The 20470-nt window shown below is 72.9% G+C and carries 18 protein-coding genes; 14 read left to right on the top strand and 4 right to left on the bottom strand.

Annotated elements, in window-relative coordinates; all coding sequences use genetic code 11:
* Nucleotides 1-5 precede the first annotated feature (5 nt).
* The 3 genes from mmsB (at nt 6) to AC07VC_RS10610 (ending at nt 2462) form a co-directional block, all read left to right on the top strand.
* Nucleotides 6-1193, top strand: coding sequence for a multiple monosaccharide ABC transporter permease (gene mmsB, locus AC07VC_RS10620; RefSeq protein ID WP_317229497.1), 1188 nt, complete (start codon nt 6-8; stop codon nt 1191-1193).
* 268 nt (nt 1194-1461) lie between these two features.
* The gene (locus tag AC07VC_RS10615) at nt 1462-1722 is read left to right on the top strand and encodes a hypothetical protein (protein WP_494675300.1); all 261 of its coding nucleotides are present in this window, start codon (nt 1462-1464) and stop codon (nt 1720-1722) included.
* A 374-nt stretch (nt 1723-2096) separates the two neighbouring features.
* Nucleotides 2097-2462 (top strand): hypothetical protein, encoded by a 366-nt coding sequence (locus AC07VC_RS10610; protein ID WP_494675301.1) that lies wholly within the window; start codon nt 2097-2099, stop codon nt 2460-2462.
* Nucleotides 2463-2571: 109 nt separating this feature from the next.
* Here AC07VC_RS10610 and xylA read toward each other — a convergent pair whose 3' ends face one another.
* Nucleotides 2572-3765 (bottom strand): xylose isomerase, encoded by a 1194-nt coding sequence (xylA, locus tag AC07VC_RS10605; protein WP_494675302.1) that lies wholly within the window; start codon nt 3763-3765, stop codon nt 2572-2574.
* A 96-nt stretch (nt 3766-3861) separates the two neighbouring features.
* Between xylA and AC07VC_RS10600 the strand changes: the two genes are divergently transcribed.
* From AC07VC_RS10600 to AC07VC_RS10560, 9 genes are all read left to right on the top strand, one after another.
* Entirely contained in the window at nt 3862-4839 is a 978-nt protein-coding gene (locus AC07VC_RS10600) for an aldo/keto reductase (protein ID WP_494675303.1), read from the top strand.
* 147 nt (nt 4840-4986) lie between these two features.
* Nucleotides 4987-6036, top strand: coding sequence for a LacI family DNA-binding transcriptional regulator (locus tag AC07VC_RS10595; protein ID WP_494675304.1), 1050 nt, complete (start codon nt 4987-4989; stop codon nt 6034-6036).
* Nucleotides 6037-6127: 91 nt separating this feature from the next.
* The gene (locus tag AC07VC_RS10590; RefSeq protein ID WP_317229503.1) at nt 6128-7426 is read left to right on the top strand and encodes an ABC transporter substrate-binding protein; all 1299 of its coding nucleotides are present in this window, start codon (nt 6128-6130) and stop codon (nt 7424-7426) included.
* A gap of 11 nt (nt 7427-7437) precedes the next feature.
* Nucleotides 7438-8409 carry a carbohydrate ABC transporter permease gene (locus tag AC07VC_RS10585; RefSeq protein ID WP_317229504.1) on the top strand — a complete coding sequence of 324 codons (972 nt, stop codon included), beginning with the start codon at nt 7438-7440 and terminating at the stop codon, nt 8407-8409.
* Nucleotides 8406-9338 carry a carbohydrate ABC transporter permease gene (locus tag AC07VC_RS10580; protein ID WP_494675305.1) on the top strand — a complete coding sequence of 311 codons (933 nt, stop codon included), beginning with the start codon at nt 8406-8408 and terminating at the stop codon, nt 9336-9338. Before AC07VC_RS10585 ends, AC07VC_RS10580 begins: the two co-directional genes overlap by 4 nt.
* Before the next feature lie 114 nt (nt 9339-9452).
* The gene (locus AC07VC_RS10575) at nt 9453-11495 is read left to right on the top strand and encodes a beta-galactosidase (RefSeq protein WP_494675306.1); all 2043 of its coding nucleotides are present in this window, start codon (nt 9453-9455) and stop codon (nt 11493-11495) included.
* Nucleotides 11492-13813 (top strand): alpha-xylosidase, encoded by a 2322-nt coding sequence (yicI, locus tag AC07VC_RS10570; protein WP_317229507.1) that lies wholly within the window; start codon nt 11492-11494, stop codon nt 13811-13813. The genes AC07VC_RS10575 and yicI overlap by 4 nt, the downstream gene beginning before the upstream one ends.
* Entirely contained in the window at nt 13806-15293 is a 1488-nt protein-coding gene (locus tag AC07VC_RS10565; RefSeq protein WP_494675307.1) for a GH1 family beta-glucosidase, read from the top strand. Before yicI ends, AC07VC_RS10565 begins: the two co-directional genes overlap by 8 nt.
* Nucleotides 15290-15856: a GNAT family N-acetyltransferase gene (locus tag AC07VC_RS10560; RefSeq protein ID WP_494675308.1), complete on the top strand. Its 567-nt coding sequence runs from the start codon at nt 15290-15292 to the stop codon at nt 15854-15856. The genes AC07VC_RS10565 and AC07VC_RS10560 overlap by 4 nt, the downstream gene beginning before the upstream one ends.
* A 55-nt stretch (nt 15857-15911) precedes the next feature.
* Here AC07VC_RS10560 and AC07VC_RS10555 read toward each other — a convergent pair whose 3' ends face one another.
* From AC07VC_RS10555 to AC07VC_RS10545, 3 genes are all read right to left on the bottom strand, one after another.
* The gene (locus AC07VC_RS10555; RefSeq protein ID WP_494675309.1) at nt 15912-16349 is read right to left on the bottom strand and encodes a MarR family winged helix-turn-helix transcriptional regulator; all 438 of its coding nucleotides are present in this window, start codon (nt 16347-16349) and stop codon (nt 15912-15914) included.
* A gap of 125 nt (nt 16350-16474) precedes the next feature.
* Nucleotides 16475-16810 (bottom strand): hypothetical protein, encoded by a 336-nt coding sequence (locus AC07VC_RS10550; RefSeq protein ID WP_317229511.1) that lies wholly within the window; start codon nt 16808-16810, stop codon nt 16475-16477.
* A gap of 137 nt (nt 16811-16947) precedes the next feature.
* The gene (locus AC07VC_RS10545) at nt 16948-17904 is read right to left on the bottom strand and encodes a LysR family transcriptional regulator (RefSeq protein ID WP_494675310.1); all 957 of its coding nucleotides are present in this window, start codon (nt 17902-17904) and stop codon (nt 16948-16950) included.
* Nucleotides 17905-17985: 81 nt separating this feature from the next.
* Here AC07VC_RS10545 and AC07VC_RS10540 point away from each other — a divergent pair, with 81 nt between their 5' ends.
* On the top strand, nt 17986-19083 hold the full coding sequence (locus AC07VC_RS10540; RefSeq protein WP_494675311.1) for an aminotransferase class V-fold PLP-dependent enzyme: 1098 nt from the start codon (nt 17986-17988) through the stop codon (nt 19081-19083).
* Between the two features lie 128 nt (nt 19084-19211).
* Nucleotides 19212-20447 (top strand): multidrug effflux MFS transporter, encoded by a 1236-nt coding sequence (locus tag AC07VC_RS10535; RefSeq protein WP_317230822.1) that lies wholly within the window; start codon nt 19212-19214, stop codon nt 20445-20447.
* The last annotated feature ends 23 nt before the right edge of the window (nt 20448-20470 follow it).

The raw sequence follows: 20470 nt of genomic DNA, 5'->3' as shown, positions 1-20470 counted from the left end.
TCACCATGTCCAGTCTCAGCACAGTGGCGGGATTCCTCGTCAGCCGCCTCCGGCAGATCGGCATCTTCATCGCGCTGGTCGCCATCGTGGTGCTGTTCCAGATCCTGACCGACGGGACGCTCCTCGAGCCCCGCAACGTCACCAGCATCGTCGTCCAGAACGCGTACATCCTGATCCTCGCGATCGGCATGGTGATGATCATCATCGCCGGCCACATCGACCTGTCGGTCGGCTCCGTCGTCGCCCTCGTCGGCGCCGTATCCGGCGTGTTCGCCGTCAACTGGGGCTGGCCCTGGTGGGCGTCCATCATCGCGAGCCTCGTGGTCGGCGGCCTCATCGGCGCCTGGCAGGGCTTCTGGGTGGCGTACGTCGGGATCCCCGCGTTCATCGTGACCCTCGCGGGCATGCTGACGTTCCGCGGCCTCGCCCAGATCGTCCTCGACAACCGCCCCATCACGCCGTTCCCGGACGAGTACGTCGCGGTCGGCGCCGGCTTCCTGCCCGACCCCTCGGACGGCACGTCGTACCTGGAGTGGGTCACCGTCACCCTCGGCGTCCTCGCGGCCGTCTTCCTCGTCGCCCAGCAGCTCCGCGAGCGTCGTGCCCGCGTGAAGCTGAACCTCGAGGACGAGCCCTTCGCCTGGTTCATCACGAAGCTCGCCTTCATCGCGGTCCTCGTGCTCGGCATCACGTACCTGCTCGCCAGCTACCAGGGCACGCCGATCGTGCTGGTCATCCTCGCGGTGCTGGTGCTCGTCTACACGGCGGTGATGAACCGCAGCATCTTCGGCCGTCACATCTACGCCCGAGGCGGCAACCTCAACGCGGCGCAGCTGTCCGGCATCAACACGAAGCGCGTGGACTTCCTGCTCTTCGTGAACATGGGCTTCCTGGCCGCCCTCGCGGGCATCGCCTTCACCGCCCGCAGCAACTCTGCGCTCCCGGGCGCCGGCAACGGCTTCGAGCTCGACGCCATCGCCGCGGTGTTCATCGGCGGCGCAGCCGTCACCGGCGGCATCGGCACCGTGACCGGGGCCATGGTCGGTGGTCTCATCATGGGCGTGCTGAACAACGGCATGTCGCTGCTCGGTCTCGGCACGGAGTACCAGTCGCTCATCAAGGGCCTCGTGCTCCTGCTGGCCGTCGCGTTCGACGTGTTCAACAAGAGCCGTGGAGCCAAGTCCGCGACCTGATCGACCCGCAGCACCTGCGCTCCGGCGCGGACGAGGGGCCCGGCATCCGAGAGGATGCCGGGCCCCTCGTCGTCGTCGGCGACCCCGCTCGGGCATCCGCACACCACAGGACCGGGTCAAGGACCGCCTGTGCACTCCATGAGCCCCGATCGTCCGTGCCCGATGCGTTCCGAGCATGAGACCCGCGGTCGCAACCAGGTCCCACCGTCCCCGTCAATCCGCCGCGCGGGCACCGGGCCGCCGCGCGACGGCGTGCGCGGATGCCGCCGTGTCGGCGTCGCTCATCGGCGCGGGCTGGGAGAGGGGGCCCGGCGTGCACGTCTCCTTCGACACGACGGATCAGGAGGCCCTGTCCGCCGGGGTCGGCGCCGCGCTCGGCGTCGCCATCTGCGCCGCAGGGCCGGTCGCCTGCGGGATCGCGACGGTGGTCATCGCCGCTGCTGCCGCATGTGTGCTGAAGCGGGGACCGTGCTCGGGAAGGCGGGAGCTGCGGATCTACGCCTCGACCTTGCAGGGTCGTTGTGTCTGACGCGTCATCGTACGTCGATGCCGGGGACGCAGAGGACCCGCCGGGCATCGGGCATCACGGTGAGGACAGGACGAGATGAAGGCGCCTCTGCTCATCTGGATCGTCGGCTCCGCTGCGGTGCTGATCGTGGGATGGATCCTCGAGGCAGGGGATGGCGAGCGGTGCGCATCGATCGTCACCGTGCCATTGGTCATCGTGTTCATGCTCTCCCTGGTGTCGAGATCGAGGCGGCGGCGTCCGCCCACGCGAAGGCCGCGTCGCGGTGCCGATGCAGACGCGCTCGACGACCGGCAGGGAGGTCCGACGGACCGCACCACGAGGAGGGGAACGATGCGGAAGCGGTCGCATCCACCGTCGTCATCGCGACGATCCTGGTGACCGCATGCGTGTGGCACGTCGTCGACCAGGGCGGTGACCCGGTCAGGGCGGCCGTCGTCGCGGCCGTCTCGATGGCGGGACCCGTCACGGTCCTGGTCGTGAGGCGCAGGAGGGCGCGTCGTGGGGCCGACGATCGGGAGCATGCGCTGGCGGCGGAGGTGCAGAGCCGGGTGCTCCGCGACACCCTGGTGGTGCTGACGGTCGCGATCCTCGTCGGCGTCGTCCAGCCCGGCATCAGCGCCGCGCTCATGGCGTGCGGGGTGCTCCTTCTCGCCCTCGCGGACTTCCAGCTGCGGTACTCCCACGCTCGCCGCACGCGTCGAGCCCTCCCGGCCGCCCGGTCCTCAGCGACCCCCTCGTGATCCTCTCCGCGGGCCTCGGCACGACGATCGCGACGCGCAGACGACGAGAGCCGCCCCCGTGATCCGGGAGCGGCTCTCGTGCGGTGCGGCCGTGCCGCGGGCGGGTCAGCTAGGAGCGCGCGCCCATGAGGTGCTCGAGCGCCAGCTGGTTGAGGCGCACGAAGCCGAAGCCCTTGCCGTCGAAGTACTCCTCGGCCGCGAAGTCCTCGTAGGAGGAGCGGTCGGCGAGGATGTCGTCGTAGGACTCGCCCTCGTTCAGCGTCGGGGTGTCGATCTCGGCGACCTTGGCGGCGGCGAGCGCCTCCTGGACCTCGGGGTCGGCGCGGAACGCCTGCGCGCGCTCCTTGAGGAGCAGGTACATGCGCATGTTCGCGGCGGCGGAGTCCCACACGCCGGTGATGTCCTCCGTGCGGCTCGGCTTGTAGTCGAAGTGACGGGGGCCGTCGTACGAGCGGCCGCCGCCCACGCCGCCGTTCTCCAGCAGGTCGACGAGCGAGAACGCGTTCTGCAGGTCGCCGTGGCCGAATACGAGGTCCTGGTCGTACTTGATGCCGCGCTGGCCGTTGAGGTCGATGTGGAAGAGCTTGCCCTGGTACAGCGCCTGCATGATGCCGGCGGTGAAGTTGAGGCCCGCCATCTGCTCGTGGCCGACCTCGGGGTTCACGCCCACGAGCTCGGGGCGCTCGAGGGTCTCGATGAAGGCGAGCGCGTGGCCGAGCGTCGGCAGCAGGATGTCGCCGCGGGGCTCGTTGGGCTTCGGCTCGATGGCGAAGCGGATGTCGTAGCCCTTGTCGGTGACGTAGTCGCCGAGGAGGTTGACGGCCTCGCGGTAGCGCTCGAGCGCGCCGCGGACGTCCTTGGCGGAGTCGTACTCGGCGCCCTCGCGGCCGCCCCACATGACGAACGTCTTGGCGCCGAGCTCGGCGGCGAGGTCGATGTTGCGGAGGACCTTGCGGATCGCGAAGCGGCGGACCGCGCGGTCGTTGCTGGTGAAGCCGCCGTCCTTGAAGACGGGGGCGGAGAAGAGGTTCGTGGTGACCATCGGCACCTCGATGCCGGTGTCGCTGAGCGCGCCCTTCAGGCGGTCGATCTGCGTCTGGCGCTCGGCGTCGGTGGAGCCGAAGGCGAACAGGTCGTCGTCGTGGAAGGTGAGGCCGTAGGCGCCCAGCTCCGAGATGCGCTCGACGGCCTCGACGACGTCGAGGTCGGCGCGGGTCGGGCCGCCGAAGGGGTCGGCCCCCGTGTAGCCGATGGTCCAGAGTCCGAACGAGAACTTGTCCTCGCGGGTGGGGGTGAGCGCCATGGTGTCTCCTGTCAGCGTCGTCGATGATTTGTTGCTCTATACAACCTATAGCGTGGCATGGCTCGGCACAATGCGGCGGGGGGCAGACTCGCAGGCATGGACCTCGACGACGCGACCACCCATCCCTCCGCCACGACCACGCGCTACGGCCGCACCGGGATCGAGGTGCCGGCGATCTGCATCGGCACCTCGGGCTGGGGCCCGGCCCGGTCGGGGGAGGACGAGGCCGCGCGCGACGCGCGCATCGCCGAGCTCGCCGCGGCCATCCTCGACGGCCCGCTCCGGTTCCTCGACACCTCCAACATCTACGGGGGCGGCGAGTCCGAGGCGCTCGTCGGACGGCCGCTCGCGGACGGGCGCTCGCTCGCCGACCGGCTCGTGATCCAGACCAAGGTCGACCGCGACGCGCGCACCGGGGACTTCTCGGGCGACCGGATGCGGCGGAGCATCGAGGAGTCCCTGACCCGGCTCGGAGTCGACCGCGTGCCCGTGCTCATGCTCCACGATCCCGAGAACACCACGTTCGAGGCGGCCACGGCGCCCGGCGGTCCCGTGGAGGCGCTCCTCGCGATCCGCGACGCGGGCCTCGCGGACAGCATCGGCATCTCCGGCGGCGACGTGCACCTCATCCAGCGCTTCGTGGAGCTCGACGTGTTCGACGCGCTCATCACCCACAACCGCGCGACCCTCCTCGACGACTCGGCCGCCGCGCTGCTCGAGGCGGCGGGCGCCCGCGACATGGGCGTCACGAACGCGGCGCCGTACGGCGGCGGGATCCTCACCGGCGACCCGGCCCAGGCGTCGACGTACGGGTACGGCCCGGCCCGGCCCGCGGTGGCCGAGGCGGCCCGCCGGATGGGGGAGGCGTGCGCCCGGCACGGCGTGCCCCTGGCGGCCGCGGCGCTGCAGTCCAGCATGCGCGACGCGCGCGTGCACTCGACCGTGGTCGGCATCTCGTCGGCGGCGCGCCTCGCGGCGACCATGGCGCTCGCCGCGGTTCCCGTGCCGGAGGAGCTGTGGGCGGAGCTCGCCGCGCTGCGGCCGGCGCCGGGGGAGTGGATCGACGCGCGCTGAGGGGCGGCGCCCGGCGCCCGGCGCCCCGTCGGGAGGATCGCGGGCGGTCGAGCGGGAGTGCACGATGCGATCTTGTGCGAAGCGCTTCGATGACCTAGCGTGGGATCCGTTCGGATCATCGAAGCGCTTAGACGACGGAGTCACCGCATGGCCACCATCCACGACGTCGCGCGCGTCGCCGGGGTGTCCATCAGCACCGTGTCGTACGCGCTCTCCGGCAAGAGGTCCATCACCGCCGGCACGCGCGCCCGCATCGACCGGGCCGTCGCGGAGCTCGGCTACCGGCCGAACGCCGGGGCGCGGATGCTCGCCGGGAGCCGCACCAGCATCATCGCGCTCACCGCGCCCATGCACGGCGACACGCACCCGCCGGCGCTCATGTCCTTCGTGCTGGCCGTCGTCACCGCCGCCCGCTCCTACGACTACGACGTGCTGCTGCTCACGCAGGACGACTCGCTCTCCGGCCTCCGCCGCGTCGCGTCGAGCTCGCTCGTCGACGGCATCGTGATGATGGACGTGGCGGTCGACGACGAGCGCGTCCCCGTCCTGCGCGACCTCGACCTGCCCTCGGCGCTCATCGGGATCCCGCACGAGACGGCCGGCCTCACCTGCGTCGACCTCGACTTCGAGGCGGCGGCCGACCTCGCCGTCCAGCGCCTCGTCGACCTCGGGCACGACTCGGTGGGCATGCTCGGCCACTCCCAGCACCTCTACGACCGCGGGTCGAACTTCGCGCCCCGCTTCCGCGACGGCTACCTCGCCGCGGGAGCCGCCCGGGGGATCCGGACCGCCTTCCACACGACCGAGTCGACGCGCGAGGCCGTGACGGCCGCCCTCGACGCGGTGCGCGCGGAGCTCCCGGACCTCACGGCGCTCGTGCTGAACTGCAACGAGAACGTGCACTCGATCCTGCTCGAGCTGCTGCGCGAGCGCGGCGTGCGCGTGCCGGAGGACCTGTCCCTCGTCTCCGCCTGCTCCAGCTTCCCGACCGACCACCTCGTGCCGCCGCTCGACGTCATCCCGCTTCCCGCGGAGGACCAGGGCCGGCGGGCCGTAGAGCTCCTCATGGAGCGGCTCGACGGGCGCGGCGAGCCCCACGTGGAGCTCATCCCGCCCGAGTACCGGCCGCTCGGGTCAACCGCGGCGCCCGCGGCGCGCGACGCGCCGGCACCGGCGCCCGCGACCGCCGCGGCCTGACCGTCCGACCGACCATCCCCCCGACCGCACGATCCCCCATCCGAACGCCCATCGTCGAAACGCTTCGACGCATCGCCTCAAGGAAGAAGCCATGAACCCACGCAGGATCCTCACCTCGCTCGCCGCCGTCAGCGTCGGCGCCCTCCTCCTCGGCGGCTGCTCCGCCTCCGGGGGAGGGGACTCCGCCGCCGGCGGGCAGGTCACCCTCGACTTCTGGTCGTGGGCCCCGAACACGCAGGAGCTCGTCGACACCTGGAACGCGGCCAACCCCGACGTGCAGGTGAAGTACACCGACGCCGGCGGCGGGCGCGACTCGTCCGCCAAGCTGCTCACCGCCAGCCGCGCCGGCAACGCGCCCGACCTGTCCGCGGTCGAGTACACGACCCTCCCGTCCCTCATCGTCGCCGACGTGCCGCTCGACATCACCGAGCAGGTCGCCGACGTCCAGGACGCCTACACCGAGGGCACCTGGGAGCAGGTCACCTTCGACGACCACGTCTTCGCCCTCCCGCAGGACGTCGGGCCGATGGCGCTCGTCTACCGCAGCGACCTCCTCGAGCAGTGGGGGATCCCCGTGCCCACCACGTGGGCCGAGTTCGCCGACGCCGCGCAGAAGGTGCGCGACGCCGACCCCGAGGCCTACATCGCGAGCATCCCCGCCGACCAGTTCGGGTTCTTCGCGGGCGTCGCCACGCAGGCCGGCGCCTCCTGGTGGGACGTCTCCGGCAGCACCTGGTCCGTCGGCATCGGCGACGAGCCGTCGCTCGAGGTGGCCGACTACTTCCAGGACCTCGCCGACCGCGACCTCATCAGCACCGACCCGATCCTCACCCCGGAGTGGAACGCGAAGGCGAACGCCGGCAAGTTCCTGTCCTGGCCGTCGGCGCTCTGGGCGCCCGGCGTGATCGAGGGCGTCGCGCCCGACACCATCGGCAAGTGGTCGATGAGCCCGCTGCCCGAGTGGACGCCCGGCGAGGCGGCCGTCGCCTACCAGGGCGGATCCGGCGTCATCGTGACCAAGGGATCCGAGCACCCGGAGGAGGCCGCGGCCTTCGCCAAGTGGCTGAACGCCAGCGAGGAGGGCGCGGAGCTCGTGCTCAACGTGCAGAACGGGTACCCGGCCGCGACCAGCGGCCAGGAGGCCGCCGCCGAGAGCGCGCCGCCGGCCCTCATGCCGCAGCAGACCGACTACTACCGCATCGCCGCGGACATCTCGTCCGACACCATCCCGGTCACCTGGGGCCCGAACGTCAACGTCGCCGAGACGGCCATGACCGACGCGCTCAACAAGGCGATCTCCGACGGCACCCCGTGGCGCGACGCGTTCACCGCGGTGCAGGCGACCGTGGAGGCGGACATGACGAAGTCCGGCTTCACCGTGGCCGACTGACGGAGGCGCCCGTGACCACCACGCCCGTCGCCGCCGCGCAGGCGGCCGAGCCCCGGCGCACGCCGGTCGCACGGGGCGGCGCCCGCCGCCGCCCCGTGCGGTGGGCGCCGTACCTGTTCGCCGCCCCCGCCGTCGTCCTCTTCGTCGTCTTCATGCTCGTGCCGATCGTCTACGCGGCCTGGCTGAGCCTGCAGACCTACCGCCTCGAGGGCGGCGGCATCCTCGGCACGCGCGTGCAGGTGTTCGCCGGGCTCGACAACTACGCGGCCGTCCTCTCCGACCCCGAGCTCACCGCCGGCTTCGGCAGGCTCGCGATCTACGGCATCATCTCCGTGCCTCTGACGCTCGGGCTCGCGCTCCTGTTCGCGCTCATGCTCGACGTGCCCGCCGCGCGGGCCACCCGGTTCGCGCGCACGGCGATCTTCATCCCGTACGCGGTGCCCGGCGTGGTCGCGGCGCTCCTCTGGGGCTTCATGTACCTCCCCGGGACGAGCCCGTTCTCGGCCGTGTCCGAGGCCCTCGGCGGCGGCGCGATCCCGTTCCTCGGCGAGCCCGCGATCTACGCCTCCGTCGCGAACATCGCGATCTGGGGCGGCGTCGGCTTCAACATGATCATCATCTACACGTCGCTGCGCGGCGTGCCGGCGGAGATCTACGAGGCCGCGCGGATCGACGGCGCCGGCGAGCTGCAGATCGCGCTCCGCATCAAGATCCCGCTGGTGGTGCCCGCCCTCGTGCTCACCGGCATCTTCTCCCTCATCGGCGCGCTGCAGCTCTACGGCGAGCCGACCACTCTCAAGCCGCTGACCAACGTCATCAGCCAGACCTGGGTGCCCCTCATGACCATCTACCGCAACGCCTTCCTCACCGACGACCTGCCGGGCGCCGCCGCGCTCTCGGTGGTGCTCGCGCTCGGGACGGTGCTCGTGTCCGCGCTCGTACTGTGGATCACGAACCGCCGCACCGCGGGGTCCGTCTCGTGACCGCCGTCACCGCCGAGCGCCGGGCCGAGATCGACGCCCAGCGGCGCACGCCGACGCGCGGCGGCTCCTCGGCGCCGCGCCGGCGGGCCCGGCAGGGCTCGCTCGCCGGCCGGGTGATCCCGACCACGGTGCTCCTCATCGGCGCGCTCTACTGCCTCATCCCCGTGGCATGGGTGTTCAGCGCGACGACGAAGGGGCGGAGCGAGCTCTTCACGACGTTCTCGTTCGCGCCGGGGACGGGCCTCGTGGACAACCTCCGCGACCTGTTCACCTACGGCGGCGGGCAGTACGGCATGTGGGCGCTCAACTCGCTGCTGTACGCGGGCCTCGGCGGCGTGCTCTCGACCGTCGTCTCCGCGATGTGCGGCTACGCGCTCGCCAAGTACGAGTTCCGCGGGCGCAGCCTGATCTTCTACTCGATCCTCGGCGGCGTGCTCATCCCGGGCATCACGCTGGCGATCCCGCAGTACCTGCTGCTGTCGCAGCTGGGGCTCGCGGGCGGCTACCTCGCGGTGCTCCTGCCCCTCGTCATCAGCCCCTTCGGGATCTACCTCTCCCGCGTCTACGCGGCGTCGGCGATCCCGCAGGACACGATGGAGGCCGCGCGGCTCGACGGCGCGGGGGAGTGGCGGATCTTCCGGTCCATCGCGATCCCGATGATGCTGCCCGGCATGGTGACGGTGTTCATGCTCCAGTTCGTGGGCATCTGGAACAACTTCCTCCTGCCGTTCGTGATGCTGAGCGACCAGGACAGCTACCCGCTGACGGTCGGCCTCTACACGCTGCTGTCCAAGGGCTCGGGGACGCCGGCGCTGTACTCGCTGGCCATCGCGGGCGCGGCGGTCTCGATCATCCCGCTCGTGCTGCTGATGCTGTTCCTGCAGCGCTTCTGGCGGCTCGACCTGCTCTCCGGCGGACTCAAGGGCTGACCGGCACGACCGGGGCGGTGGCCGCGTCCATCGCCCCGGTCCCCACCTCCCGCATCCCGTCCCTCCCCGCCCCGCGGTGCCGCACGCGCACCGCCCACCTCCGAAGGCGAAGACATGACCCGCATCCGCTCCCGCTCCTCCGACCTGCCCGCGGGCACGACGTTCCCGCCCATCGCCCAGGGCTTCGCCCTGGGCGGCGACTACAGCCCCGAGCAGTGGCCCGAGGAGGTGTGGGCCGAGGACGTCGAGCTGATGCGCCGCGCCGGCGTCAACTCCGTGAACCTCGGCGTGTTCTCCTGGGGCCTCATCGAGGTCGCCGACGGCGAGTTCGACTGGGGCTGGCTCGACCGGATCATGGACCTCCTGCACGAGGGCGGCATCGGCGTGAACCTCGCCACGCCCACCGCGGCGCCGCCGATCTGGCTCATGCGGGCGCACCCGGAGATCGCGTGCGTCACCGACACCGGGGTGCGCCTCGCCCAGGGCGGGCGCCTCGCCTGGTCGCCGGCCTCGGCGGTCTTCCGCCGCTACGCGCTGCGGCTGGTGGAGCGCATGGCGGAGCGCTACGGCACGCACCCGGCGCTGCGCATGTGGCACATCAGCAACGAGCTCGGCAACGAGAACGCGCACGACTACGGCGACGAGACGGCCGCGGCCTTCCAGGACTGGCTGCGCGCCCGCTTCGCGACGATCGACGACCTCGTCGAGGCGTGGGGCACGGCCTTCTGGGGCCACCGCTACACGTCGTTCGACCAGGTCCTGCCGCCCCGCTTCTCGGGCACGAGCCACAACCCCGGCCTGCAGCTGGCGTTCGAGCGCTACACGTCCGACGCGCTGCTCGGCCACCACCTCGCCGAGCGCGCGGTGCTCCGCCGCGTCACGCCGGGGATCCCCGTGACCACCAACTTCATGGTGCAGAACCACCCGGGCCTCGCCGACTACCGGCGCTGGGCGGAGGAGGTCGACCTCGTCTCCAACGACCACTACACGATCGCCGCCGACCCCGAGCGGCACGGCGAGCTGTCCTTCAGCGCCGACCGGGTGCGCGGCATGGCGCACGGCGACCCGTGGCTGCTCATCGAGCACAGCACGTCGGCCGTCAACTGGCAGCCGCGCAACCGCGCCAAGTCGCCCGGCGAGCTCGCCCGGAACAGCCTCGCCCACATCGCGCGCGGCGCGGAGGGGGCGCTCTTCTTCCAGTGGCGGCAGTCGACGGGCGGGAGCGAGCAGTTCCACTCCGCGGTCGTGCCGCACGCGGGATCCGACAGCCGCGTCTACCGGGAGGTCGCGGAGCTCGGGGCGCTGCTCGGCCGGATCCGCGAGGTCGCCGGAAGCCGCGTCGAACGGGCCCGGGCGGCGATCCTCATGGACCACGTCGCGTGGACCGCGCTCCGCTGCGGACCCAAGCCCAGCGTGGACGTGACCGCGCTCGACGCCCCGCTCACGCTGCACCGGGAGCTCACCGCCCGCGGGATCGCCGTCGACGTGCTCCACCCCGACGACGACCTCGACGGGTACGCCGTCGTCCTCGCGCCGACCCTGTTCGCGCTCGCGCCCGAGGGCGCCGCGTCGCTCACCGCGTTCGTCGAGGGCGGCGGCCACCTGGCGGTCACGTACCTCTCGGGCATCGTCGACCGGCACAACCGGGTGGTCGCGGGCGGCTACCCCGGGCTCCTGCGCGACCTCCTCGGCGTCCGCGTCGAGGAGCCCGCCCCGCTGCTCGCGGACGAGGAGGTGCTGCTGGATCCGCCCGGCCGCGTCCGCATCTGGACGGAGCGGCTCCGCGCGGACGACGCGGAGGTCGTGGTGGCGTACGCCTCCGGCGACCTCGCGGGACTGCCCGCCGTGACCCGCGCCCGGCGCGGCCGCGGCACCGCGACCTACGTCTCCACCCACCTCGACCGCGAGCGCGCGGGCGCCCTCGTCGACGACCTCGTCGGCCGCGCGGGCATCGCCCCGGTCGCCTCCGCCGAGGCGGGGCTCGAGCTGGTCCGGCGCGTCGGCGACGACGCGTCGTGGCTGTTCGCCATCAACCACACCGACCGCGACCTGCGGCTCGACGTCGACGGGCTCGACCTCGTCACCGGCGAGCGCACGGCGGCCGGCAGCCGCGTGACGGCAGGCGCCGTCGCCGTCATCCGAGAGGACGCACGATGAGGTTCACCGACGGGTTCTGGCAGACGAGGCCGGGCGTCGACGCGCAGTACGCCCAGGAGGCGTACGACGTCGAGGCCGACGGCGACACGCTGCGGGCGTACGCGCCCACCAAGCGCATCCAGGGGCGGGGCGACACGCTCAACCGGCCGCTGCTCACGGTCACGCTCTCCTCGCCCCTCGAGGGCGTGGTGCGCGTGCGGATCGAGCACCACCGCGGCGGCACCCCGTCGCCCGGATTCGACCTGGTCGGCGCCGTGGAGGGGTCCGGCGTCGCGCACGCGGACGAGACCGGCGGCACGCTCACCACGGGCTCCCTCACCGCGCGCATCACGAAGGGCGCGCCCTGGGACCTGACCTTCGAGTCGGGCGGGCGCGTCCTTACCTCCAGCGGCCACAAGTCGGTGGGCTACATGACCCTCGACGAGGGCGCCCCGGTCGCGGCCGAGCCCACGGGCACGGCGGGGATCACCACCACGGGCCTCGCGCCGTCGCGCACGTACGTGCACGAGCAGCTGAGCCTCGGCGTGGGCGAGCTCGTCTACGGCCTCGGCGAGCGGTTCGGGCCGCTCATCAAGAACGGCCAGTCGGTCGACGTCTGGAACGCCGACGGCGGCACGTCCAGCGAGCAGTCGTACAAGAGCATCCCGTTCTACCTCACCAACCGCGGCTACGGCGTGCTGGTGAACCAGCCCGAGCACGTGTCGTTCGAGGTGGGCAGCGAGACCGTGGAGCGGGTGCAGTTCAGCACCGCGGGCGAGGCGATCGAGTACCTGGTCTTCGACGGGCCCACCCCGAAGGACGTGCTCGCGCGCTACACGGAGCTCACCGGCCGGCCCGCGCGGGTGCCCGCCTGGTCCTACGGCCTGTGGCTCTCCACCTCGTTCACCACCCAGTACGACGAGGAGACGGTCACCCGCTTCATCGAGGGCATGCGCGAGCGCGACCTGCCCATGTCGGTGTTCCACTTCGACTGCTTCTGGATGCGCGAGTTCACCTGGACGGACCTCGTCTGGGACGCCCGCGTGTTCCCCGACCCCGAGGGCATGCTCGCGCGCCTGCACGACCGGGGGCTCCGCGTGAGCGCGTGGATCAACCCGTACATCGCGCAGCGCTCGGTGCTGTTCGAGGAGGCGCGCGCCCTCGGGCACCTCGTGCGCCGGCCCGACGGGAGCGTCTGGCAGTGGGACATGTGGCAGGCGGGCATGGCGCTCGTCGACTTCACGAGCCCCGCCGCGACCCGCTGGTTCCAGGACAAGCTCCGCGGCCTCCTCGACCAGGGCGTCGACGCGCTCAAGACCGACTTCGGCGAGCGGATCCCGCTCGACGTCGTCTGGGCGGACGGCACCGCCCCCGAGGCCATGCACAACTGGTACACGCAGCTCTACAACCAGGCCGTCTTCGAGGTGCTCGAGGAGCACCGCGGCGAGGGCGACGCCGTGCTCTTCGCCCGCAGCGCCACCACCGGCGGGCAGCGCATGCCGGTGCACTGGGGCGGCGACAACTCCTCCTCCTTCGAGTCGATGGCGGAAACCCTGCGCGGCGGCCTGTCGCTCGCGTTCAGCGGCTTCGGCTTCTGGAGCCACGACATCGGCGGCTTCGAGGGCACGCCCGACCCGGAGGTATTCAAGCGCTGGGTCGCGTTCGGCATGATGAGCAGCCACTCGCGCCTGCACGGATCCACCAGCTACCGGGTGCCGTGGGCCTTCGACGAGGAGGCCGTCGACGTGACGCGCGCCTTCTCGCGCCTGAAGCTCAGCCTGATGCCGTACCTGCACCAGGTGGGCATCGAGGCGCACGAGACGGGCGTCCCGTTCATGCGTCCCATGCAGCTGGAGTTCCCCGGGGACCCCGCCGTGGCGCACCTGGACCGGCAGTACATGCTCGGCCCGGACCTGCTCGTCGCGCCCGTGTTCCGCGCCGACGGCGAAGTCGAGTACCACCTGCCCGCCGGCACCTGGACGAACCTGCTCACGGGCGAGGTCCGCACCGGCGGCGGCTGGCACCGCGAGGTCCACGACGTGATGAGCCTGCCCGTGTGGGTGCGCGAGGGCGCCGTGCTCGCCACGACCGAGCGCGTCGACCGGCCCGACCACGACCACCTGGACGGGCTGATCGTCACGATCCACCCCGGTGGGACGGGCACGCGCACCACCCGCGTCACCAGCCCCACCACCGGGCGGCAGGTGGACGTGCGCGTCGTGCACGGCCAGGATGGCGTCGAGGTCACGGCCGATCCCGACGTGCCGCTGCGCGTGCGCCTGCACGGCGGGCCCCTCACCAGCCTCACCGACGGAAAGGTCACCCTCAGCCATGACTGACGCACGCCCCGCAGCCGCCACCCCGGACGACCGGGGCACGGGCCTCGAGTTCCCGCCCGGCTTCCTGTTCGGATCCGCGACGGCCGCGTACCAGATCGAGGGCGCGGTGCACGAGGGCGGCCGCGGGGAGTCCATCTGGGACTCCTTCAGCCGCACGCCGGGCAAGGTGCAGGGCGGCGACACGGGCGACGTGGCCGACGACCACTACCACCGGCTCGAGTCCGACCTCGACATGATGCAGGCGCTCGGGCTCGAGGCGTACCGGTTCTCGATCGCGTGGCCGCGGATCCAGGCGACCGGACGCGGGCCGGCGAACCCCGAGGGGCTCGCGTTCTACGGGCGGCTGGTCGACGGGCTCGTCGCGCGCGGCATCACGCCCATCGCGACGCTGTACCACTGGGACCTGCCGCAGGCGCTCGAGGACGAGGGCGGCTGGACGAACCGCGAGACCGCGTACGCGTTCGCCGACTACGCCCGCATCATGGGCGAGGCGCTCGGCGACCGCATCGGCACGTGGACCACCCTCAACGAGCCGTGGTGCTCCGCGTACCTCGGCTACGCGGCCGGCGTGCACGCGCCGGGCCGCACCGACGCGGAGGAGTCGTTCCGGGCCGTCCACCACCTGAACCTCGCGCACGGCCTCGCCGTCGCGGCGCTCAAGGAGGTGGTGCCGGACGACGCGCGCTTCTCCATCACGCTCAACCTGCACGTGATCCGCGGCGAGGGCGAGACGGGCCCGGAGGCCGTGCGCCGCGTCGGGGGAGTGGGCAACCGCCTGTTCCTCGACCCGCTGCTGAACGGCGCCTACCCGGAGGACGTGCTCGCCGACACCGAGGCGATCACCGACTGGTCGTTCGTGCTGCCGGGCGACACGGAGCTCATCCGCCAGCCGCTCGACCTGCTGGGCGTCAACTACTACAACACCAGCCGGGTGCGGATGCGCGACGGCGCCGCCCCAGCCGGCGGCACCTCGATCCACGGCGACGTCGCCGCCTCGCCGTTCCCCGGCACCGACGACGTCGACTTCCTCGAGCAGCCGGGCCCGTACACGGCCATGGGCTGGAACATCGAGCCGCAGGGCCTCGAGGACCTGCTCGTGTCGCTGCACGAGGAGTTCCCCGACCTGCCGCTCATGGTCACGGAGAACGGCGCCGCCTTCGACGACGAGGTGACCGTGGAGGACGGCGTGCGCGCCGTGCACGACGCCGAACGGATCGACTACCTGTCGCGCCACTTCGCCGCCGCGCACCGGGCGATGGCCCGCGGCGTCGACCTCCGCGGGTACCAGGTGTGGTCGCTCATGGACAACTTCGAGTGGGCCTTCGGGTACTCGAAGCGGTTCGGCATCGTGCACGTCGACTACGACAGCCAGGAGCGGACGCCGAAGGACAGCGCCCTCTGGTACGCGCGGTTCATCGCCGACCGCGCCATCCCCGCCGCGGACGCCCGCCCCGAGCGCGACGTGCGCCCCGGGGCGTGAGCGGGCCCCTGCCCGGCACCGACGAGCGGGTCGCGCTCGCCCCCGGCGTGGTGATGCGGCCCGCCCGCATCACCGACGCCGCCGCGCTCGCGGAGGCGTACCGCGCGAACCGGGAGCACCTCCGCCCGTTCGAGCCCGCCCGGACCGACGCGTTCTTCACGTCGGCCGGGCAGCGCGCGCAGCTCGCGGGCCGCGTCGCCGAACGGGCGGCGGGGTCCGGGCTGCCCTACCTCATCGCGGAGGGCGACCGGATCATCGGCCGCTGCGACCTGTTCGCCGTGAAGCGGGGCGCGGCGCTAAGCGCGAGCCTCGGCTACTGGATCGACCGGGAGCGGCAGGGCGTCGGCCTCGCGACCGCGGCGGCCCACCAGGCGGTGCGCATCGCGCGGGCCGCGGGGCTGCACCGGCTGGAGGCGTCGACGCTGGTGGGGAACGCCGGATCCGAGCGGGTGCTGTCCCGCGCCGGGTTCACCGCGATCGGCGTCGCCCCCGCCTACCTCCGCATCGACGGGGCGTGGAGCGACCACACGCTGTGGCAGCGCGTGGTCGACGGCGCGCGCTGACCGGCAGTCGGCTCCGGGACCGCCGCGCGGTTCCCGGCGCCCCGCGCCCGGCGGCTCAGGCGTCGAGCAGCAGGTCGGTCATGCTGCGCAGGCGCGCCTGCGCGCTGGAGTCGGTGCCGCTGCGGTCGGCCACGTCCTCGCGCACGCTGTCGGCGACGCGCAGGAGGTCCGGCTGGATCCCGCGCCCCCGGTCCGTCAGGGCGATGAGCAGCCGGCGCTCGTCCGCCTGGTCGCGCTGCCGGGTGATGTAGCCGAGGAGCTCGAGGCGCTTGAAGAGCGGGGACAGGGTTCCCGGCGTCAGCTGCACCGCCTCGCTCAGGTCGCCCGCCCGGCGCGGGTCCTCCTCGTACAGCGCGAGCATCACGAGGTACTGCGGATGCGTGAGGTGGTAGGGCTTCAGCAACGGCCGGTAGAGCGAGATCACCGCTCGGGACGCGGCTGCGAGCAGCAGTCCCATGTCGCGGTCGAGCAGCGCTCCGTCGTGGTCCGTCATGTGTCCTCCTGGCCGTGCGCGGGAACTCGTCCCCCGACGGCCTGATCCCCTCGGACGCTACTCCCGTAGTCAGGAGGCGATGCGGGCGGTCGGCGCACGCACAGCGCGCACGGAGGGTCGGGTCATCACTCGGTGCCGGGCGCCATCCAGCCCTGCTCCATCTGGTGGCGCCGCACCAGCTCGACGGCCCGGTCGGCGTCGACCGGGACCCGGTCCCAGATGATGCCCGAGCCGTCGAGCCACCCGAGCGCCAGCATGGTGTCGGCCAGGTCCTCCACGAACATGGCCACGGTGGTGCCCTGCGCCCGGATCGAGTCGCCCAGCAGGCTCCAGCCGAAGTAGGCGGAGAGGTACCGGGCCTGCTCCGAGTGGCTGCGCTGCAGGTGGCGGTTCAGCCGCTCGGTGGAGCCGCCCGAGGCCTGCACCTCGTCCTGGAGCTCGTCGCCGTGCTCGTCCGACATGCGTCACCGTTCCTCCGCGTCAGGGTGCCGCCGGTGGACACCGGAGGCAGACCCCTCAGACATTACGGACGACCACCGACAGAGGGCCAGTCGCGGCGGTCCGGGCTCCGGCGCGCGACCGGGTGCGCGCCCGCTCCTCAGGCCCGGCGGAGCTCCCAGTCGCCCACCCGGAGCCGGGCGAGGGCCGTCACGGCGGCGCGGACGCCCGGCGATCCGGACCCGCCCGGCGCCGTCACGACGTGCACGACGCGCTCCCCGACGCCCGCCACGCGACGCCGGACGACGCCACGGGGGAGCGGCGCGGTCGCGAGCGCGAGCGACGGCAGCAGGGCGACCCCGAGCCCCGCCTGCACCATGCCCACGGCGGCCGCCGCGTTGTCGGTCTCGAAGGAGGTCTCCGGCGCGAAGCCGCTGCGCGCGCACGCGCTCACCAGGTGGCGGCGGCAGCGCACGCAGCCCGCGATCCACCGGTCGTCCGCGAGGTCGCGGAGCGCGAGCGGACCGCGGTGGCGGAGCGCCCGCGCCTCGGGGAGGACGGCCCAGAGCGTCTCGCGCCAGAGGGGGAGCGCCTCCAGGCCGTCCAGGGCGCCCGCCGCCGGGTCGTCGGGGTCGCCCGGGTACGCGAAGGTCACGGCGACGTCGGCCTCGCGGGCGCGGATCGCCGCGACGGCCTCGGGCGGCTCGGCCTCGAGGTACCCGAAGCCGAGGCCGGGATGCGCCGCGGCGAGGCCGCCGAGCAGCCGGGGCACGACCGTGGACGACGCCGAGGGGAAGGCCGCGACGCGCACGGTGCCGGCCCGGAGGCCGCGGAGGTCGTCGAGCTCGTCGGCGGCCGCGTCGAGGGCGTGCACGACGGTCTCCGCGTGGCGGGCGAGCACGCGCCCCGCGTCCGTGAGGACCACCCCGCGGCCGAAGCGCGCCGTGACGGGGACGCCGATCCGCGCCTCGAGGCGGCGCAGGGTCTGGGAGAGCGCGGGCTGGCTGACGCCGAGCGCGGCCGCGGCGGCGGTGATCGAGCCGCGCACGGCGAGCGCGTGCACCGCGGCGAGCGCCGTCGAGTCGAGGTCGCGGGCGGTCGAGGGCGCATCCGTCATGAGCGGAGCATAACTGCGGCTTATGGGACGCATGCCCGCCGGGGGCTTGCTCCGCGCTCCCGCGCTCGTCACGCTGGGAGCATGCCGTCCCGGACCCCGACCCCCGATCCCGCACCCGCCGACACGGGCGCCGCGCCGGTGCCCGAGGACCTCCGCGACCTGTTCGAGGCCGGCCCGGGCTACCTCTCCGCCTGCACCATGGGGCTCCCCACGCGCGAGACCGTCGAGCGCCTGCGCGCCGACCTCGGCACCTGGTCGGCCGGCGGATCCACCGCGCACGGGTACGGCGGGATCGTCGAGGGGGTGCGCGCCGAGTACGCGTCGCTCGTGGGCGTCCCGCGAGGATCCGTCGCCGTCGGCTCGCAGACGGCCTCCTTCGTCAGCGTGCTCGCCGCCGCCGTGCCCGCGGGCGCCGAGGTGCTGTGCGTCACGGGCGACTTCAGCTCGCTCACCTACCCGTTCGTCGTGGCCGAGGCGCGCGGCGTCGTCGTCCGGCACGTGCCGCTCGAGGAGCTGGCGACGAGCATCGGCCCGCGCACGCACCTGGTCGCGTTCTCGCTCGTGCAGTCCGCGGACGGCCGGGTCGCCGACGTCGCCGCCATCCGCGAGGCGGCCCGGGTGCACGACGCCTTCACGCTCTGCGACACCACGCAGGCCGCGGGCGCCATGCCCGTCGACGCGAGCCTGTTCGACGCGACCGCCTGCCACGCCTACAAGTGGCTGTGCGCGCCCCGCGGCGCCGCGTTCCTCACCCTGTCCGACCGCTACCGGCGCACCCTCGTGCCCGTTCAGGCCAACTGGTACGCGGGGGCCGACGTGTGGGCGTCCTGCTACGGGCCGGCGATGGCGCTCGCCGAGGACGCGCGCGCGTTCGACGTGTCGCCCGCCTTCGGCGCGTGGGTGGGCGCCGCCCCGGCCATCGCCCTCTTCGCGCGGCTCGACCTCGACGCCGTCCACCGCCGCAACGCGGAGCTGGGCGACCTGGTGAGCCGGTGCCTCGGCATCGAGGAGCGCGGCCAGGCGATCGTCACCTGGCCCGACGCGGACGGCGCCGACCTCGCGCGCCTCGGCGCGGCGGGGATCGTCGCGTCCGGGCGGGCGGGGCGCGCGCGCATCGCCTTCCACGTGTGGAACGACGAGGACGACGTGGAGCGCGTGGTCGCGGCCCTCCGCGGCTGAGCGACGAAACTCTTCCACCTGGGAATAAGCCGGGTGAGCGGAAGTTGGACCTCCAGGTGGCTCGTCTCCGCCCTCGCATTCCGCCCTCCGGCGCCCCCGTGCGCCACGCCCATCGAAGGAACGCCTCCGTGTCGTCTGCCGTCATCCACCCCGGCGACGCGCTCTCCCGCCGGGAGCGCATCGTCTACATCCTCGTGCTCGGCGCCCTCGTGGGCCTCGGGCCGTTCACGATCGACCTGTACCTGCCGGCGTTCCCGGTGCTCAAGGACGAGTTCGGCGTCTCGGACGCGGCGATCCAGCTGACCCTCACCGGCACGACCGTGGGCTTCGCGCTCGGCCAGCTCGTCGTCGGCCCGTGGAGCGACCGCGTGGGCCGTCGCCTGCCCCTCATCGTCGCCTCGAGCGGCCACATCCTCGCGTCGCTCGGTGCCGCGCTCTCCACCGACGTGACGATGCTCCTCGTCTTCCGCGTGCTGCAGGGCGCGGGCGCCGCGGCCGGTGCCGTCGTCGCCATGGCGATGGTGCGCGACCTCTTCGGCGGCCGGCCCCTCGTGCGGATGCTCTCGCGCCTCGCGCTCGTCACCGGGCTCGCGCCGATCCTCGCCCCGGTCATCGGCTCGCAGCTGCTCCGCATCGTCGACTGGCGCGGCGTGTTCTACGCGCTCGCCGCCTACGGCGTCCTGGTCGTCGTCGCCGTGGTCTTCCTCATCGTGGAGACGCTGCCCCGCGATGAGGTCGTGAAGGAGGAGAAGGGCGCGCTGCTGCGCCGCTACCGGAACGTGCTCCGCGACCGGGTGTTCGTCGGCGTCGCCATCATCGGCGGCATGCAGTTCGCGGGCCTGTTCTCCTACCTGTCCAGCTCGTCGTTCCTGTTCCAGGACGTCTACGGGTTCGACGCGCAGCAGTTCGGGATCCTGTTCGGCGTGAACTCGCTCGGCATCGTCATCGGCAACCAGGTGGCCGCCCGCATGACGAAGCTCGTCGGGCCGCAGTGGATCCTCGCGGGCGTCGTCGTGGTGCAGTTCGCGTCGAGCGCCGCCATCGTCCTGCTCGGGACCTTCACCGATGCCGGGCTCCTCGGCACGCTCATCCCGCTGTTCTTCTTCATCCTCGCCTGCGGCTTCGGCTTCCCCTGCGTGCAGGTCCTCGGGCTCGTGAACCACGGCCACGAGGCGGGCACGGCGGCGTCGCTGCTCGGCGCGGTGAACTTCGGCCTCGCGGGCGCGATCTCGCCCATCGTCGGCGTCCTCGGCATCACCTCGGGCGTGCCGATGGCTTCGGTCATGGGCGCGTGCGCGGTCGTGTCGATCCTCGCGATGTGGCTGATCGTGCAGCCGCGGACGGTGCCCGCGCTCACCAGCTGACGCCGTCGGGGCCCGCGGGCGGG

The sequence above is a fragment of the Clavibacter sp. GW821-FHT01D01 genome, assembly GCF_059422605.1.
Note: the sequence above shows the minus strand (reverse complement) of the source record. Positions and strands in the feature narration are given on the sequence as shown.